Annotated in this window: 17 protein-coding genes; 7 read left to right on the top strand and 10 right to left on the bottom strand. The window is 56.4% G+C overall.

Annotated features, from left to right (window positions below; genetic code table 11):
* Positions 1-36: 36 nt before the first annotated feature.
* From ACUTQW_RS02320 to ACUTQW_RS02310, 3 genes are read left to right on the top strand one after another with little or no spacing between them, the layout of a single operon-like run.
* The gene (locus ACUTQW_RS02320; RefSeq protein ID WP_006324327.1) at positions 37-669 is read left to right on the top strand and encodes an FMN-binding negative transcriptional regulator; all 633 of its coding nucleotides are present in this window, start codon (positions 37-39) and stop codon (positions 667-669) included.
* Between the two features lie 38 nt (positions 670-707).
* On the top strand, positions 708-1,667 hold the full coding sequence (gene ybiB / locus ACUTQW_RS02315; protein ID WP_006324328.1) for a DNA-binding protein YbiB: 960 nt from the start codon (positions 708-710) through the stop codon (positions 1,665-1,667).
* Between the two features lie 49 nt (positions 1,668-1,716).
* Entirely contained in the window at positions 1,717-3,573 is a 1,857-nt protein-coding gene (locus ACUTQW_RS02310; RefSeq protein ID WP_006324329.1) for a M3 family metallopeptidase, read from the top strand.
* Positions 3,574-3,639: 66 nt separating this feature from the next.
* Here the strand turns inward: ACUTQW_RS02310 and bhsA are convergent, their stop codons facing one another.
* Positions 3,640-3,900: a multiple stress resistance protein BhsA gene (bhsA, locus tag ACUTQW_RS02305; protein ID WP_004942221.1), complete on the bottom strand. Its 261-nt coding sequence runs from the start codon at positions 3,898-3,900 to the stop codon at positions 3,640-3,642.
* Between the two features lie 169 nt (positions 3,901-4,069).
* Positions 4,070-4,708, bottom strand: coding sequence for a flavin reductase family protein (locus ACUTQW_RS02300; protein ID WP_004942223.1), 639 nt, complete (start codon positions 4,706-4,708; stop codon positions 4,070-4,072).
* A 120-nt stretch (positions 4,709-4,828) separates the two neighbouring features.
* On the opposite strand from ACUTQW_RS02300, the gene rlmF reads away from it, so the two are divergent.
* Entirely contained in the window at positions 4,829-5,794 is a 966-nt protein-coding gene (gene rlmF / locus ACUTQW_RS02295) for a 23S rRNA (adenine(1618)-N(6))-methyltransferase RlmF (protein WP_006324333.1), read from the top strand.
* A 186-nt stretch (positions 5,795-5,980) separates the two neighbouring features.
* On the opposite strand, the gene glnQ is transcribed toward rlmF, so the two are convergent.
* The 5 genes from glnQ to dps all read right to left on the bottom strand — a co-directional run bounded on the left by glnQ (position 5,981) and on the right by dps (position 9,539).
* Positions 5,981-6,703, bottom strand: coding sequence for a glutamine ABC transporter ATP-binding protein GlnQ (gene glnQ / locus ACUTQW_RS02290; RefSeq protein WP_004942230.1), 723 nt, complete (start codon positions 6,701-6,703; stop codon positions 5,981-5,983).
* A complete protein-coding gene (glnP, locus tag ACUTQW_RS02285; protein ID WP_006324334.1) occupies positions 6,700-7,359 on the bottom strand; it encodes a glutamine ABC transporter permease GlnP in 660 nt (219 codons plus the stop codon). Before glnP ends, glnQ begins: the two co-directional genes overlap by 4 nt.
* Positions 7,360-7,464: 105 nt before the next feature.
* Entirely contained in the window at positions 7,465-8,208 is a 744-nt protein-coding gene (gene glnH, locus ACUTQW_RS02280) for a glutamine ABC transporter substrate-binding protein GlnH (protein WP_006324335.1), read from the bottom strand.
* A gap of 371 nt (positions 8,209-8,579) precedes the next feature.
* A complete protein-coding gene (locus ACUTQW_RS02275) occupies positions 8,580-8,846 on the bottom strand; it encodes a DksA/TraR family C4-type zinc finger protein (protein WP_006324337.1) in 267 nt (88 codons plus the stop codon).
* A 189-nt stretch (positions 8,847-9,035) separates the two neighbouring features.
* On the bottom strand, positions 9,036-9,539 hold the full coding sequence (dps, locus tag ACUTQW_RS02270) for a DNA starvation/stationary phase protection protein Dps (protein ID WP_006324338.1): 504 nt from the start codon (positions 9,537-9,539) through the stop codon (positions 9,036-9,038).
* Positions 9,540-9,937: 398 nt separating this feature from the next.
* On the opposite strand from dps, the gene ACUTQW_RS02265 reads away from it, so the two are divergent.
* Positions 9,938-10,477, top strand: a complete 540-nt coding sequence (locus ACUTQW_RS02265; protein WP_006324340.1) for a shikimate kinase — start codon at positions 9,938-9,940, stop codon at positions 10,475-10,477.
* Here the strand turns inward: ACUTQW_RS02265 and nanQ are convergent.
* Both nanQ and rhtA read right to left on the bottom strand, forming a co-directional pair.
* Positions 10,452-10,949, bottom strand: coding sequence for an N-acetylneuraminate anomerase (gene nanQ, locus ACUTQW_RS02260; protein ID WP_020438723.1), 498 nt, complete (start codon positions 10,947-10,949; stop codon positions 10,452-10,454). The two genes, ACUTQW_RS02265 and nanQ, sit on opposite strands and share 26 nt — an antisense overlap.
* A gap of 144 nt (positions 10,950-11,093) precedes the next feature.
* Complete coding sequence (gene rhtA, locus ACUTQW_RS02255; RefSeq protein WP_004942245.1) at positions 11,094-11,981, bottom strand: threonine/homoserine exporter RhtA; 888 nt, start codon at positions 11,979-11,981, stop codon at positions 11,094-11,096.
* Between the two features lie 399 nt (positions 11,982-12,380).
* Here rhtA and ompX point away from each other — a divergent pair, with 399 nt between their 5' ends.
* Positions 12,381-12,899 (top strand): outer membrane protein OmpX, encoded by a 519-nt coding sequence (ompX, locus tag ACUTQW_RS02250; RefSeq protein WP_004942247.1) that lies wholly within the window; start codon positions 12,381-12,383, stop codon positions 12,897-12,899.
* Positions 12,900-12,996: 97 nt separating this feature from the next.
* Here the strand turns inward: ompX and ACUTQW_RS02245 are convergent, their stop codons facing one another.
* The gene (locus ACUTQW_RS02245) at positions 12,997-13,980 is read right to left on the bottom strand and encodes a nitrilase family protein (protein WP_006324342.1); all 984 of its coding nucleotides are present in this window, start codon (positions 13,978-13,980) and stop codon (positions 12,997-12,999) included.
* Between the two features lie 93 nt (positions 13,981-14,073).
* Between ACUTQW_RS02245 and ACUTQW_RS02240 the strand changes: the two genes are divergently transcribed.
* On the top strand, positions 14,074-14,949 hold the full coding sequence (locus ACUTQW_RS02240; RefSeq protein WP_006324343.1) for a LysR family transcriptional regulator: 876 nt from the start codon (positions 14,074-14,076) through the stop codon (positions 14,947-14,949).
* Positions 14,950-14,956 lie beyond the last annotated feature (7 nt).

Here is a 14,956-nt window from a genome sequence, read left to right as displayed (position 1 = left end):
TGGTGGCTTCTGCTTGACGTCAAAGGAGCCAAACGCATGTATCAACCTGCCGCATTCCGTGAAGATGACCTGGAAGCCCAAATTGCGCTGGTGCGCGCCAACCCGCTGGGCATGCTGATCAGCCAGGGTGAGCAAGGGCTGGTGGCGGATCCGCTGCCGTTTTTGATTGATGCCGACGAGCAGGGAAACCTCTGCTTGCGGGCGCACCTGTCACGCGCCAATCGCCACTGGCAAGGGTTACAGGCGGTGCAGGAATGTCTGGTGGTGTTTCAGGGCGTTGATGGCTATATCTCGCCGGGCTGGTACGAAACCAAACGCCGGACCGGCAAGGTGGTGCCGACCTGGGATTACAGTCTGGTGCAGCTATATGGCGTACCCAGGGTAACCGAAGATGCAGACTGGTTGCGCCGGCAACTGGAAGGGTTAACGGCGTTGCAGGAAGGCCGGCAGCCTGAACCCTGGCGGGTTGACGATGCCCCGGCGAATTATATCGCCGCGCAGATCAAGGGGATTGTCGGTATCGAAATCGCCGTGACCCGGCGCGAGGGCAAATGGAAGATGAGCCAGAACCGTAGCCCTGATGACGTCGACGGCGTGATCGCCGGCCTGCGCGCCGGTAACGCCGACCAGCAGCGGTTGGCGGATGAGGTTGAGCGGCGGCGTGGATAGGGTATGCTAATCCCAGACTGAATCAGGGGACGCAGGCGATGGATTACACCAAAATTATCAAAGAAATAGGCCGTGGGAAGAACCACGCGCGCGATCTGGACCGGGAAACCGCCTTTCAGCTTTATCAAAAGATGCTGGCCGACGAGGTGGGTGAACTGGCGTTGGGCGGCATTCTGATCGCCATGCGCATTAAAGGGGAAGCCGAAGAGGAAATGCTGGGCTTTTACCAGGCGATGCAACAGCAGGTGATGCGCCTGCAGGCGCCGCGGGGGCGACCGATGCCGGTGGTGTTGCCCAGTTACAACGGCGCGCGCAAACAGGCTAATCTGACGCCGCTGCTGGCGTTGTTGCTGACGCGTGTCGGCCTGCCGGTGGTGGTACACGGCGTGCTGGATGACAGCACCCGCGTTACCAGCGCGGAAACCTTCCGTGCGCTGGGCCTGCCCTGGTCGCAAGATGCCGCGCATGCTCAGCAACGTCTGGACAACGGCGAAACGGTATTTATCCCGGTCGGCGCCTTATCCGCCCCGCTGGACAGGCAGCTTGGCCTGCGCTGGCGCATGGGGGTGCGTAACAGCGCCCATACGCTGGCCAAACTGGCGACGCCCTTCGGCGAGCAGGATGTGCTGCGCATCGCCAGCGTGTCGCATCCGGAATATGTCGGCCGCGTGGCATCCTTCTTTCGCCAGATTGGCGCCCGCGGGCTGCTGATGCACGGTACCGAAGGGGAAGCCTACGCCAACCCGCAGCGCTGCCCGCAGATCCATTACATCGTCGACGGCGAACAGCAGGTGCTGCTGGAGCGGCCGGCACAGGACGAGACGCCGGAGCTGCCGGCGGCGAAGGATGCCGAAACCACCGCGCGCTGGACCGAACGCTGCCTGGCGGGGGAGGTGGCTATTCCGCTGGCGATCCAGCGCCAGATTGCCTGCTGTCTGCTGGCCGCCGGTGAAGTTGACAGCCTGGAACAAGGGTTGGCGCGTTTACGCAGCGCGTAAATCCCTTGGCTATACTGGAACATCACGCATATTGGCCGAAAGGATGGTTATGCAACAGGCACTCGATTACTTCAATCAATTGAATCAGGACTACCTCGACGTTCACCGCGCCAAAGAAGATCTGTTCTGGCAGAACTATATGGGCACCGGCGGCGATGAGGTTTCGGCGCGCTTCTCGGCGGCGGAAAGCGCCTACAAGCGCTTTATCGGCGAACCGCGTCGGCTGGCTGAAATTCGCCGGCTGCTGGCCGGGCTGGAGATCTTGCCGCAGGATGCGCAGCGTGATGCGCTGCAACATGGGTTGAACGGTTGGCTGCGTTTCTTCGACTGCAACGCGATTGAAGATGCGCAGGCGCAAACGCTGCTGGATCAGATCATCAGCGCCGAGGCGGACCTTTATACCCGGCGCAAGGCCAACCCGGTCAGCCACCTGAATGCCGCAGGGCAACGGGTGAATGCTTCGCTCGGCGAGCTGTTGACCAATCAGGCTACCAATGAAAACGAAGACTGCCGCCGCAGCTCGCAAGACGCGCTGCGCGAGCTGGAACAGTGGCTGCTGCACAACGGCCTGCCGGAGCTGATTAGCCTGCGAAACCGTTTTGCGCGCCAGATGGGTTTTCGCAACTATTTCGACTACAAGGTGAACAAAACCGAGCGCATGACGCCGGAACAGCTGTTCGCCATCCTCGATCGTTTCGAGCAGCAGACCCGGGAGGCCAATTCACGCAGCTTGCAACAGCTGGCGGCGGAGAAGGGCGCGCAGGCGCTGGAACCCTGGAACCTGCGTTATGCCAGCGCCGGTGACGTGACCCGCCAACTGGATCCCTATTTCCCGTTTGCTCAGTCGCTGGAACGTTGGATCAACAGTTTCAAACGGCTGCACATCGGTTTTCGCGGCGCGCAGATGGATCTCGATCTGCTGGTGCGCCCAGGCAAGTATGAAAACGGCTTTATGCACGGGCCGGTACCGCCGTTTATCCAGCAGGGCAAATGGCTGCCGGCGCGGATTAACTTTACCAGCCTGGCGCAGCCGGATCAGGTAGGCAGCGGCGCTCATGGCCTGAACACCCTGTTCCACGAGGGCGGCCACGCCGCGCACTTTGCCAATATTTGTCAGAACGCACCCTGCTTCTCTCAGGAGTTTCCGCCGACGTCAATGGCCTATGCCGAAACCCAGTCGATGTTTTGCGACAGCCTGCTGGACGACGCCGATTGGCTGAAACGTTATGCGAAGAACGCCGCCGGCGAACCGGTGCCGGATGCGCTGATTGAGGCCAGTATCGCAGCACGCCAACCGATGCGGGCCTTCAACGAGCGTCATATCTTGCTGGTGCCTTACTTTGAATGGGCGCTGTACCAGTGGGAGGATGAACAACGTACGCCGGAGGCGATTACCGCGCTGGCGCGCGAGGTAGAAAGCAAAATATTGGGTATCAGCGGCAGCCCGCGCCCGACGCTGGCGATCCCGCATCTGTTGTCATTGGAGTCGGCTTGTTCCTATCAGGGCTATCTGCTGGCGTTGATGGCGGTCGAGCAGACGCGCCAATTCTTCCTGCAGCGCGACGGTTATCTCACCGACAACCCGGCGATTGGCCCGGATCTGGCACGCCACTACTGGTTACCGGGCAACGGCGTCAGCCACGACGATACGCTGCGCAGCCTGACCGGCGAAGGTTTTAACCCGGACTACCTGGCGCAGGCTTGTAACCAGACGGTAGCGCAGGCATGGCAGGAGGCGCGGCAGACCATTGCCGATGCTGCCGCCCGGCCGCAGCCGGCGGCTGATTTCGACCTGGCGGCGCATATCCGGGTGGTGGATGGCGATAAGGTGCTGGCGGATAACGCCGGGGGCGACGAGCAGATGTGCCGTGATTTCGCTGCGGCGATTAACGCTCGCCTGGGCTGACAACCCATTGAAAAAAGCCCGCCGATAGCGCGTATCGGCGGGCTTTTTTTTATCTGCAACAAATGATTAGTTGTAGATGACCGCAGTGGCATGCATCAGGTTATTACCGCTGGTAGAGGTAATGGTAAAGGCTTTGGCGCCGGCCGCATCGGCTTTGGCTGCCAACTGAGCTTTCAGGCTGCTCAGGTCGGTAGCGCCGCTGGCGGTGATCACGCCGGCTTTTTCGAATTGGGCGGCGTCTTGTGCGCTGACGTGTTCAGCGGCAAAAGAAGTGAAAGATACGGTAGCCAGAGCGATAGCAGCAGCAAAAGTTTTGATGTTTTTCATGAGAGTCATTCCTGTCAAGTTTGTAAGGGAGAAAGGGAGTTGCCTTTCGATGGAGTGATTATTACGCAGTGACAGGCAGGATGAAATCGGAGAGTATTGATAATCTTTTTCAGATTTTTTGATTGTTAATTCCCCCCTCATTCTCCCGAGGGAGAACGAGGGGGCTTGTTCAGCGCTTCAGGGCATCCGGGCGCAGCAGATCGAAACGGTGTTGTTCCGAAATGCCATAGTAGGCGCTCGGGCCGCCGGCGCGCAGGATAGGTTCGGCTGCGGCGGTTTGATAAACGCCATGCTCGTCCAGCAACGCGGGGTCGATATGCACCGCGACCACTTCGCCCAGCACCAGCCAGGTTTCCACCTTCTCGCCGGCGGCGCTTTGCAACTGAATGCACTGCGTCAGGCGGCATTCAAAGTTTACCGGGCTTTCCGCTACGCGCTCGGCCTTCACGCGCCGACCGGGCAGCGGCGTTACGCCGGCAAAGGCAAATTCATCTTCGCCGCGCGCCAGGCTGGCGGAACTGTTGTTCATGGCCTCGGCGAGCGGGCGTGTCGCCAGGTTCCAGACAAACTCTCCGGTTTCCACGATGTTCGCCACGCTGTCTTTCCAGCCGGTGCTGGCAAAGCCGATGATGGGCGGGCGGTAGTTGAAACAGTTAAAGAAGCTGTAAGGCGCCAAATTGCGTTGGCCGTTGGCGCCGACCGAGGAGATCCAACCGATGGGGCGCGGACCGACGATGGCGTTCAGGGGATCGTGCGGCAGACCGTGGCCTGCGGCGGGCTCATAGTAATAACGGGACTCACTGCTCATAAACGACCTGGTGTGGATTAACCGAGCTTTTATTTTGACGGGTTTCTCGTCGGCTGCAAGTTTGGCGTCGCTTTATGGTATCTTACGCGCCAGAAATGCCTTTAAAGAGAGCCCGTCACGGTGGAAAAAAAGAAAACCTTCCCGCAGCAGAAAAGCGGCCTGCACCCGCGTAACCGTCATCGCTCACGCTATGATTTTCCGGCGCTGATCGCCAGTTGCCCGGCGTTGGAGCCGTTCGTCAAACCGAATGCCTGGGGCGATATCTCGGTAGATTTCGCCGATCCGGCGGCGGTTAAAATGCTCAACCGTGCCTTGCTGCAACATTTTTATGGTATCGAACACTGGGATATTCCCGCCGACTACCTTTGCCCGCCGATCCCTGGGCGAGCCGATTACCTGCACCATCTGGCGGATCTGCTGGCCACCAGCAACGGTGGCGAGATCCCGCGCGGTAAAGGCGTGGCGATCCTCGACGTGGGCATTGGCGCCAACTGCATTTATCCGATCGTCGGCCTGCGCGAGTACGGTTGGCGGTTTACCGGTTCGGAGATCGACCCGGTATCGCTCAATTCGGCCAAGATGATCGTAGAGATGAACTCGACGCTGAGAAACAGCGTGCGTCTGCGTTTGCAAAAACAGCCGGAGTTTATCCTTAACGGCATTATCGGCGTGGCGGAGAAGTTTGACGCCACGCTGTGCAATCCGCCGTTCCACGGTTCAGAACAGGAAGCGCGCGCCAGCACCCGCCTTAAACTGCACAAGCTGGGCAAAGGCGAAGTGGCCGACAAGCCGATACAGAACTTCGGCGGCAAGAATAACGAACTGTGGTGTGAAGGCGGTGAAGAAGCCTTCGTGCGCAAGATGGTGGAGGAGAGCGTCGGCAAGGCGCAAAACTGCCTGTGGTTTACCTCGCTTATCTCCAAAAATACGACTCTGCCAAGCATTTACCACGCGCTGAAGCTGGCGGGTGCGGTGGAAGTCCGCACCATCGAGATGGCACAGGGGCAAAAGATCAGCCGTTTCGTGGCCTGGACCTTCCATGACGCCGAGCAGCAGGCTGCCTGGGCGGCAGAACGCTGGCGTTAATTCCTCAGGCGCTGGTCAGCTAACCGGCGCCAATAAAACTTCGCATTTTCCTTTCAATTCTACTGCCGCAGCTCGTGTGCCCACGAGGGATCGATTACGCCAAGCGGCGAGGCATTGATCGCTTTTCAAGAAAGAATCGTTGGAAACGGCGGGCGCAGAAAGCGGCCCGCCGTTGAGCAGGGTAAATCAGGAGACGTGCTGCAGGAACTCTTGCAGACGCGGGCTTGGCGGCGAGTTGATCAGATCGTGCGGGTTGCCGTCTTCGGCTATACGGCCCTTGTCGATGAAGATCAGACGCGACGCCACTTTTTCGGCAAAGCCGACTTCGTGAGTCACGATCACCATGGTCATGCCTTCTTCAGCCAGATCTTGCATAACCTTCAGCACTTCGTGACGAAGTTCCGGGTCAAGCGCCGATGTAGGTTCGTCGAACAGCATCATTTTCGGTTTTACCGCCAGCGCACGGGCGATGGCCACGCGCTGCTGCTGGCCGCCGGACAGTTCGGAAGGGTAGTGATGCGCGCGTTCCGCCAGGCCCACTTTGGCCAACAGCTCACGTGCCAGTTTTTCCGCTTCCGACTTTTTCAGACCGCGTACACGGATCGGACCAAAGGCGACGTTTTCCAGCGCCGTCAGGTGCGGGAACAGGTAAAACTGTTGGAACACCATGCCGGCTTCCTGACGGATCAGGCGATCGTCGACCTTGGGATCGTTGGCTTTCAGACCATCGACGAACAGATCGCCGCTGGTGATCTCTTCCAGTTTGTTGATGCAGCGCAGCAGCGTGGACTTGCCGGAGCCGGAAGGCCCGATAATCACCACCACTTCACCCTGGTTAATTTGCAGGTCGATATTGTGCAGCACTTGGGTTTGGCCAAAATGCTTGGAGACGTTTTTAAATTCAATCACAGGATTTTCATCCTTCTTTCCAGACGACGCAGAACGAAGCTCAGCACCAGGGTGATGATCAGATAGATAACCGCTACGGCGCTCCAGATTTCCAGCGCACGGAAGTTACCGGCAATAATTTCCTGGCCCTGACGGGTCAGTTCCGCCACGCCGATCACGATGAACAGCGAAGTGTCTTTAATGCTGATGATCCACTGGTTACCCAGCGGTGGCAGCATGCGGCGCAGCGCCAGCGGCATAATGACGTAGCGGATGGTTTCGCGGCGTGACAGCCCCAACGCCAGGCCCGCCTCGCGGAATCCGTTGTGGATCGACAACACCGCGCCACGAGTAATTTCCGCAATGTAGGCGCCGGAGTTGATCATGATGGTGACCACCGCCGCGCTGAACGGGTCTATGCGTAAATCGCTGAACGCCATTGGCAGGGCGAAGTAGATAAACATCACCTGTACCACGATCGGCGTACCGCGGATCACTTCTATGAACACCAGGGCGACATGGTTGGCAAGCCAACCGCCGTAGGTACGGGCAAAGCCGGCGACAAGGCCGATGATCAGGCCGCCAATCAGACCGAGGACCGAAATCCACAGGGTCATTTTGGCGCCTTCTAACAAAATGGGGATGGCGGGCCAGATGGCGCTCCAGTCGAACTGCATGGTATTTTCTCCCGATGATCCCAATGCTGGGAATCAGATACAACAAAGCGCAGGGGCTAAGGCACAGCCCCCGTGCTCAAGTTAAACAGTGGCTGACGTCACCCGTTATTTAGGCTCAGTACCGAACCATTTTTTGTAGATTTCGTTGTAGGTGCCGTTGTCGCGCAGCGTTTTCAGCGCGCCGTTCACCTTCACGCGCAGCTCGTCACTGCCTTTCGGGAAGGCGATGCCGTATTGCTGGGCTTCCAGTGATTCACCGACAGTTTTGAACTTGCCAGCGCCTGCAGTTTTAATGAAGTACAGGATATTTGGCGTGTCGTGCAGTACCGCGTCAGCGCGCTTGGTGCCCAGTTCCATATAGGCGTTATCGATGTTCGGGAACTGACGCAGATCTTTGGTTTTGATGTTTTGCTTGGCGTAATCCACCGAGCCGGTGCCGCTCTTCACCGCCACCACTTTACCGTCCAGATCCTTCACGCTTTTTACGCTGTCGTCGTTGGCATTCACCATTACCAACAGACCGCTTTTGTAGTAACCGTCGGAAAACTCGATGGCTTTTTTACGTTCTTCGGTGATGGTGATACCCGCCAGCGCCAAATCGATGTTTTTAGTTTGCAACGCCGGGATGATGCCGCTGAAATCCATAGGTTTCAGGGTGTAATCCAGTTTCAGCTCTTTAGCGATCGCGGCCCACAGGTCGATATCGAAGCCAACGTATTTGTCGCCTTGCTTGAATTCAAAGGGAACGAATGCGGTATCGGTTGCGACGACCAGTTTGTCTGCTGCGTGGGAGCTTACGGCAAAAGCCAGCGAAAGTGCGGCCAGGGAGACTTTGAAAATTGACTTCATGTGAGGAATTTCCTGTACAGGTTGCGGATTACCCATTTTTTATATTGCAGTTGGTGCCATGAAAAAATCGTGCCATGTTTTCAACTACTATAAAAACAAAGAGTTGTGATGCAATGTTGTGCTTTGAAGGCATATTATTATTGTCATGCACCAAATTGAGGCCCCAAAATGGTGCTTTTGGTCTCGCATTGGTGCACTGGCCTATCATTAACCAAATAATGGGGGTGAAACAACCGATAGTTAACAGTTTCGCTTCAATATTGATAACTAACTCTAACTTTTATGATGCATCGTTGTTGCATATGGTGCAGGAATGTTCGATAAGTACGGGAAATGGTCGCGGGACCTGGTGCCCTTAACCATTCACCCTCTTAACGCAATTGGCTGTCTTTGCTTCCGCGTCGGTTATATAAGCCGCTGTCAGTTTGTTTTTTGTCCAGTTCGGTTTGGCAGACCAGGCAATAACGCACGCCTTTTAACGCTTGCCGGCGTGCCGGCGGAATTTCTTCGCCGCACTCCTGGCAATAATGCTCGCTCTCACCTTGACCCAGCGCATGCCGTGCACGCTGTACAGCGTCATCAACGGTGGAGTCGATCTGATCCTGTACGGCGCCATCCGCCGCCCAGCCGTTTGCCATGGTGACCTCACTTTGGTGTCTTCGCCGTATTCTTCTGTACGTAACGCGGCCAATCGCTGCCTGATTAAGTCTACTATGGGCGTTTTTTTGAGCAATTCAAGCGGCGTAAAAAGAAAAACAGGCCGGGATAAAGTCCGCAGCCTGTTTAATTCCCGCGATGCGGGGTGGGGGGATAGCCTTTACCCGGGTTTATTCAATATTGGATTCGATAAACCACAGGAACTTGTCCAGATCGCGTGATGCTGCAGTGAACATATCGGCAGTATCTTCATCTTCCACTTCGGAGATGGCCTTGCGAATGTCGTTCGCCACTGCGCCATAGCGATCCGCCAGCGCTTTCAGATGTTCCTGCACGCTGTGGATGTTGGTTGGATAGCTTTTCAGCGGGGTTTTATCGTTCACCACCTGCACGGTACCCAGTGCCACGCCGCCCAGCTGCACTACGCGCTCGGCAAAAGTATCCTGATGATCGGTGATCGCGGTGCGGAACCCGTCCAGCATTTCATGAACGGCAATAAAATTGGCGCCACGCATGTTCCAGTGCGCCTGTTTGGTGATCAACGACAGGTCAATAAACTGCACCACCTGATGGTTCAGGGCTTTGATCGCGGCCAGCTTCGTTTTTTCGTCCATGTCATTACGGGTGTAAAGCAGATCAGAAGATTTCGTTTTCACCAGTTTAGCGGTACTCATATCAGATATCCTCTTTGTGGGTCGTTGTCCTATTTTTGTCACGGGGATAATTATAGCAGCCATATTCATTCTTGCAGCGTGAAAATGGCTATTGGATAAATAGGCAATAACGAATGGGAATTTTCCCTTGAAAATTGCAGTGCGATAACCTGGCTTTATTGTTTTTTAAGATTATGAATTTTAATGATTTTAAAATTTGGTGTTCATGGGTTTGTAACTGTTGAAGATAATAATAAAAACGCGGAGATACTTTTCGTAATAATTTCATTCTCCAGAGTGATATATTTTTAGGGCGGCCCTGACTGTGTCGTTATGTTAATTGGCTGTTAATTCAGGTTGATAGCCCGATAATGGAGCGTATAGAATATCTACCCCTTATTTTTATCGCCTGCGAACCTATGAAAATTAACGTAGTTGGAACCAGCGGCAGTGGCAAAAGCACGGTGGCGCGCCAGTTGGCGGAAAAATTTTCAGTGCCTTATATCGAGCTGGACAAGCTATTTTGGCGGCAGGATTGGCAAGGCACGCCGGATGATGAGTTTTTGGCCCGTCTCGCACAGGTGCTGGGCGAGACGGACGGCGGCTGGGTGCTGGACGGCAATTATACACGAACCAAATCGATCAAGTGGCGTGAGGTCGATTGGGTCGTGTGGGTGGACTACGGGTTCTGCCGCACGCTGTTTCAGGCTGTGCGCCGTGCAGCCACGCGAGCCTGGGCCCGCACTGAATTGTGGCCCGGCACCGGCAACCGCGAGAGCTTTCGCCGTTCTTTTTTCAGCAGCGATTCGATAATTCTGTGGACCCTCAAAACCTACCGTAAAAACCGGGCCAACTACCTTGATGATATGAATAACGCCCGGTATGCACATATCCGCTTTATTCGGCTGCGTTCACCCGGGCAGACCCTGACGTTTATTCGTTCTTTACCTCAGGAGTGATCGGTGGCAACAGCAGGCTGTAATGCACCTTCACCACGGCTTTCTTGATAACCGTTGGGGCATTCAACTGACACCCGGGTTGATGCGGTTCATAGGGCAAGAAGATGGCGTACATGCCAGGAAACATTTGCAGCGTCTGGCGATGGCGGATGATATCCGACAGTTGCAGATCCTGCGCTTCGTCGTAGGGCCGTTCGCTTTGCCAATCGCCCGGCAACCCGTAATCAATGCGTTCTTCGCCGCTGATTAACAGATGAATGGCGGCATATTCCCGATGCAGTTCGGCGCGATTGGCCTGCGCCGGCCCGGTTGTCAGCGTCATTACTTCCATAAAGAGCTTCTCGCCGTCGATTTCATGCCGCCCCAGCGCCAGCTCGGGCAGATCGTATTGACGCAGAGCAGTGAGGGCCTTAATCAGTACTGACGACATTCCACGGCCGTAGCGTGGGTTAAACAGAGTGTTATAAATCACTTTGGTTCTCCATGTGATCAACCCTGCCGGGTTGGGTTCCATAAAAGCGTTGGTTGTTTCGGGAAAAAGTATGCCCGTTTGTCGGTACGAAAACAGTTAACCCGCCAGCATTCCGCTTTAGCGCCATGCGGGCGTATCAGATTATCAAGACAGTTTTTCGATTTGCGGTTTGGATTTGATGGTCAGAGTCGAGCCCATCGATGCCGCGATAATCGCTGCCAGAGCCAGCCATTGCACCAGGGTCAGGTGCTCATTAAGGAACAGCATGCCCGAAAGCGCAGCCATTGCCGGCTCCAGGCTCATCAGAGTGCCGAAGGTGCGCGCCGGGATTTTCGGCAGCGCGATGATCTCCAGCGAATAAGGGAGCGCGGTCGACAGGATTGCTACCGCCAGCGCGGTGGGCAGAATATCGACATTAAGCAATACGCTGCCGGCTTGCCAGGCGCCAATCGGGCAGAACACCAAAGCGGCTATCAGGGAACCGACTGCCACCGTTCCCGGCCCGTGATCGCCGCCGGCCTTCTGGCCAAAAATAATATAGACCGCCCAGCAGGCGCCCGCGCCCAGTGCGCAGGCTGCACCGAAAGGATCGATACTGCCCATGTCATGACCCAGTGGCAACAGGAACCACAACCCGACCAGTGCCAGCACCACCCATAAAAAGTCTATCGCACGGCGTGAGGAAAACATGGCGACCGCCAGCGGGCCGGTAAACTCCAGCGCCACGGCGATGCCGAGCGGCAGGGTGCGCAGCGAAAGGTAGAACAGGTAATTCATGGCGCCCAACGCCAGGCCGTAGACCAGCAGCGGCAAGCGGCTGCCGGCGGCGAAGCGCATGCGCCACGGGCGGAAGATAATAAACAGAATCAGCGTGCCGATGCTCAGACGCAGCGTGGTGATCCCTTCCGCGCCGACCAGCGGAAACAGGCTTTTGGCCAGCGAGGCGCCGCCCTGGATCGATACCATGGCGATGATTAACAAACAGATGGGCAGCAGCGCGGAAGGCGCTTTAGCGGGTGTAGACGCAGACATCCTTATGAGCCTTTTGTTCGCCTTCCACAGCCTTGGGAAGACAGTCGAAATTTGGATGAAGGCAGTGTAAATGAAATGGGGTAAATGTGTCTGCGAAAAGCGTACGAAACGGTAAAAGCCACCGGCTTCAGACGCAAAACAAGCGTATATGGTCAAAAAATGCGCATTTATTTCGGAATTGTCTGGATATTAAATAGGTGATTCTTGTCACACAAACGAGTAGAATGCGGCTCGAAAATAGAGCGAAAAGAAGTAGATACACTGTTCTTGAAATCTTATGTTACACGATATAAAGCGTTAGACACTCATTTTAAGGCAGAGTTTCACGCTAATTTTTGCTATATTTTCAATGCATGAACAAATGGATTTACTTAAAAATATAACGCGTTTGAGGTGGTTATGAAAAAAATTGCATGTCTTTCCGCAGTAGCAGCCTGTGTATTAGCAGTAACCGCAGGTACCGCATTCGCTGGTCAGAGCACCGTATCCGCTGGCTATGCGCAGGGTGACTTCCAAGGCGTTGCCAACAAAGCCGACGGTTTCAACCTGAAGTACCGTTACGAGTTCGACAACAACCCACTGGGCGTGATCGGTTCCTTTACCCATCTGGAAAAGGACGGCTCTCAGGGCGGTTACTACAACAAAGCGCAGTACAACTCTATCACTGCCGGTCCAGCTTACCGCTTCAATGACTGGGCAAGCATCTACGGTGTGATCGGTGTTGGCTACGGCAAAAACATTGATAATGCACAGAACGGCAACGACCGTAACGGCAGCAGCGACTACGGCTTCACTTACGGCGCTGGTCTGCAATTCAACCCAATCCAGGAAGTTGCTCTGGACGTAGGTTACGAGCAGAGCCGCATCCGCAGTGTTGACGTTGGCACCTGGATGGTTGGCGTAGGCTACCGTTTCTAAGATTTCTCCATGCCTACGGGCGTGAGCGTACGGCGCAGTTGGCCGTACCGGATAAAAATCCGCCTTCGGGCGGATTTTTTTTGCCTGAAATTCAGCGTTATTTACCCAGTTTTTGCGCCGGTTGCGATGAGAAGCGGGCGCTGCGGGCATCGCGCTCGTAACCCTGCGGTTCCGTGAGGATGCCATATAACGCCGGCCGACGACCGTGGATCCAGCGACGCCCGGTGCTGAGCGGGATCAGCGACAGATCGAGGTCGGCGATTACCATTTGATCTTCCGCAGCCCAGGTTTCCGACAGGATACGACCATAGGGATCGAGGATCATCGCGTTGCCGGTACGCACTTCGTCGTCATCACGCCCCACGCCGTTGCTGAACAGAATAAACAGGCCATTGTCATGGGCACGTGCCGGTAGCCAGCGCATCAGCCAGCCGCGCCCGTGCTCGCCGCGGAATGCCGCCTCTATCGCCTGCGGATTTTCCGCACGCTGCTGCCACAGCGCCAGCGGGATTGGTTTCATGCCGTGCGGGCTGCGCGAGTGGGTGCCACCTGTCTGGTGCGGTGCCAACAGCACGTCCGCTCCCAGCAGAGTGGTTGCACGCACGTTTTCCACCAGATTATTGTCCCAGCAAATCAGAACGCCCATCCGCACTCCCCAGGGAGTATCGAACACGGTAAAGCTGTCGCCGCTGGCTATCGCCTCATGTTCAAAGGCGTGCAGTTTACGGTGAACGTGAAGGTTGCCGTCGGGCAGGCATACGGCGTAGGCGTTGTAATAGTTGCCATCCTCGCCCAGCTCAATCAGCCCGACACCTATTGCCATGTTATAGCGTTCCGCCAGTGGACGAATGCGCGCCAGAGAAGGGCTGTCGGCGATCGGTTCCGCCAGGGCGCCAATCTCGCCGGCGCTGAGGTGCCGCACGTGCCAGTAGCCGGTAATGCACATCTCCGGAAAGGTTAATACCTGGATCTGTTCGGCGGCGGCGCGGGCGATAAAGCCCTCCATTACCGACAGGTTGTAGTTTTTATCATTGGCGCGATGCTGAAATTGCACCGTCGCGGCGCGCAGAGGCGTTGTCATAAGGTTACCTTTGGCTGTTATCTGGCGTTGATTACAGCAGGCGTATTGATTACTGTATAATCAATTAAATTCCTATATCGATAACCTGGTGGAATGGATATAAAACAACTGCGCGCTTTCGTGGTGCTGGCCGAGCAGGGCAATTATCGTCTGGCCGCGGAGCGGCTGTGCATTACTCAGCCGGCGTTGAGCAAACAGATACAGGCGCTGGAAACACTGCTGGGGACCCGGCTGTTTAACCGTGGCCGTCAGGGCGCTCAGCTTACTGCCAGCGGGCAGCGGTTGTATCCCGAAGCCCAGACGTTGGTCGACCGGCATTTGCAGTTTCAGCAGCACGCTCTGCGGGTGGTGCAAGGGGCTGCAGGGCGGCTGGCGCTCGGGTTTGGCCTGTCCAGTTTCCATTTGGCGCCGCAGTTGGTCGCCGCCTTCCGCCAACGTTTTCCGGCGGTGGCCGTGGGGTTGGAGGATCTGCCTTCGGAGCGGCAATATCAGTTGTTATTGCAGGGAGAATTGCAGGTGGGATTTGTGCGGTTGCCGGTCAGTGCGCCGCTGCGGGCCACGGCGTTGCTGAGCGATCGGCTGGTGTTGGCGGCGCCATCGGCGCTGGCGCTGCGGGCGGAAACCCTGATGGCGCGATTTAACACCTTGCCGCTGTTGCAACTGACGCCCAAACGCGGGCGCGGTCTGAGCGATCAATCGCTGCGCTTTATTGCCGCGCATCAATTGACGCCGAATGTCGTGCAGCAGGCCGGCGACATCCAGACGCTGCTGGCGCTGGTCGCCGCAGGTATTGGCGTGGCTCTGTTGCCGCACAGCGTCACCCATATTGTGCCTACGGGCATCGATATCTTGCCGTTAAGCGGTGACGCGACCGAATGGCAGGTCGGAATTGCCTGGAATCCGCAGCAGCCCGACGCGTTGCGGGATAATTTTATTCAGGTTGCGCTGGCGACGGTGCAGGCGCCTTAAAGCCTGC

Source organism: Serratia sp. TSA_7 (genome assembly GCF_052692135.1).
This window is presented reverse-complemented; position numbering and strand designations above follow the sequence as displayed.

Excerpts from the sequence above, each read along its gene's own strand:
- ompX (WP_004942247.1), top strand. The coding sequence starts at position 12,381 with ATGAAAAAAATTGCATGTCTTTCCGCAGTAGCAGCCTGTGTATTAGCA.
- ACUTQW_RS02320 (WP_006324327.1), top strand. The coding sequence starts at position 37 with ATGTATCAACCTGCCGCATTCCGTGAAGATGACCTGGAAGCCCAAATT.
- rhtA (WP_004942245.1), bottom strand. The coding sequence starts at position 11,981 with ATGTCTGCGTCTACACCCGCTAAAGCGCCTTCCGCGCTGCTGCCCATC.
- glnH (WP_006324335.1), bottom strand. The coding sequence starts at position 8,208 with ATGAAGTCAATTTTCAAAGTCTCCCTGGCCGCACTTTCGCTGGCTTTT.
- ACUTQW_RS02275 (WP_006324337.1), bottom strand. The coding sequence starts at position 8,846 with ATGGCAAACGGCTGGGCGGCGGATGGCGCCGTACAGGATCAGATCGAC.
- ACUTQW_RS02245 (WP_006324342.1), bottom strand. The coding sequence starts at position 13,980 with ATGACAACGCCTCTGCGCGCCGCGACGGTGCAATTTCAGCATCGCGCC.
- ACUTQW_RS02265 (WP_006324340.1), top strand. The coding sequence starts at position 9,938 with ATGAAAATTAACGTAGTTGGAACCAGCGGCAGTGGCAAAAGCACGGTG.
- bhsA (WP_004942221.1), bottom strand. The coding sequence starts at position 3,900 with ATGAAAAACATCAAAACTTTTGCTGCTGCTATCGCTCTGGCTACCGTA.
- dps (WP_006324338.1), bottom strand. The coding sequence starts at position 9,539 with ATGAGTACCGCTAAACTGGTGAAAACGAAATCTTCTGATCTGCTTTAC.
- glnP (WP_006324334.1), bottom strand. The coding sequence starts at position 7,359 with ATGCAGTTCGACTGGAGCGCCATCTGGCCCGCCATCCCCATTTTGTTA.
- ACUTQW_RS02310 (WP_006324329.1), top strand. The coding sequence starts at position 1,717 with ATGCAACAGGCACTCGATTACTTCAATCAATTGAATCAGGACTACCTC.
- ACUTQW_RS02300 (WP_004942223.1), bottom strand. The coding sequence starts at position 4,708 with ATGAGCAGTGAGTCCCGTTATTACTATGAGCCCGCCGCAGGCCACGGT.
- ybiB (WP_006324328.1), top strand. The coding sequence starts at position 708 with ATGGATTACACCAAAATTATCAAAGAAATAGGCCGTGGGAAGAACCAC.
- ACUTQW_RS02240 (WP_006324343.1), top strand. The coding sequence starts at position 14,074 with ATGGATATAAAACAACTGCGCGCTTTCGTGGTGCTGGCCGAGCAGGGC.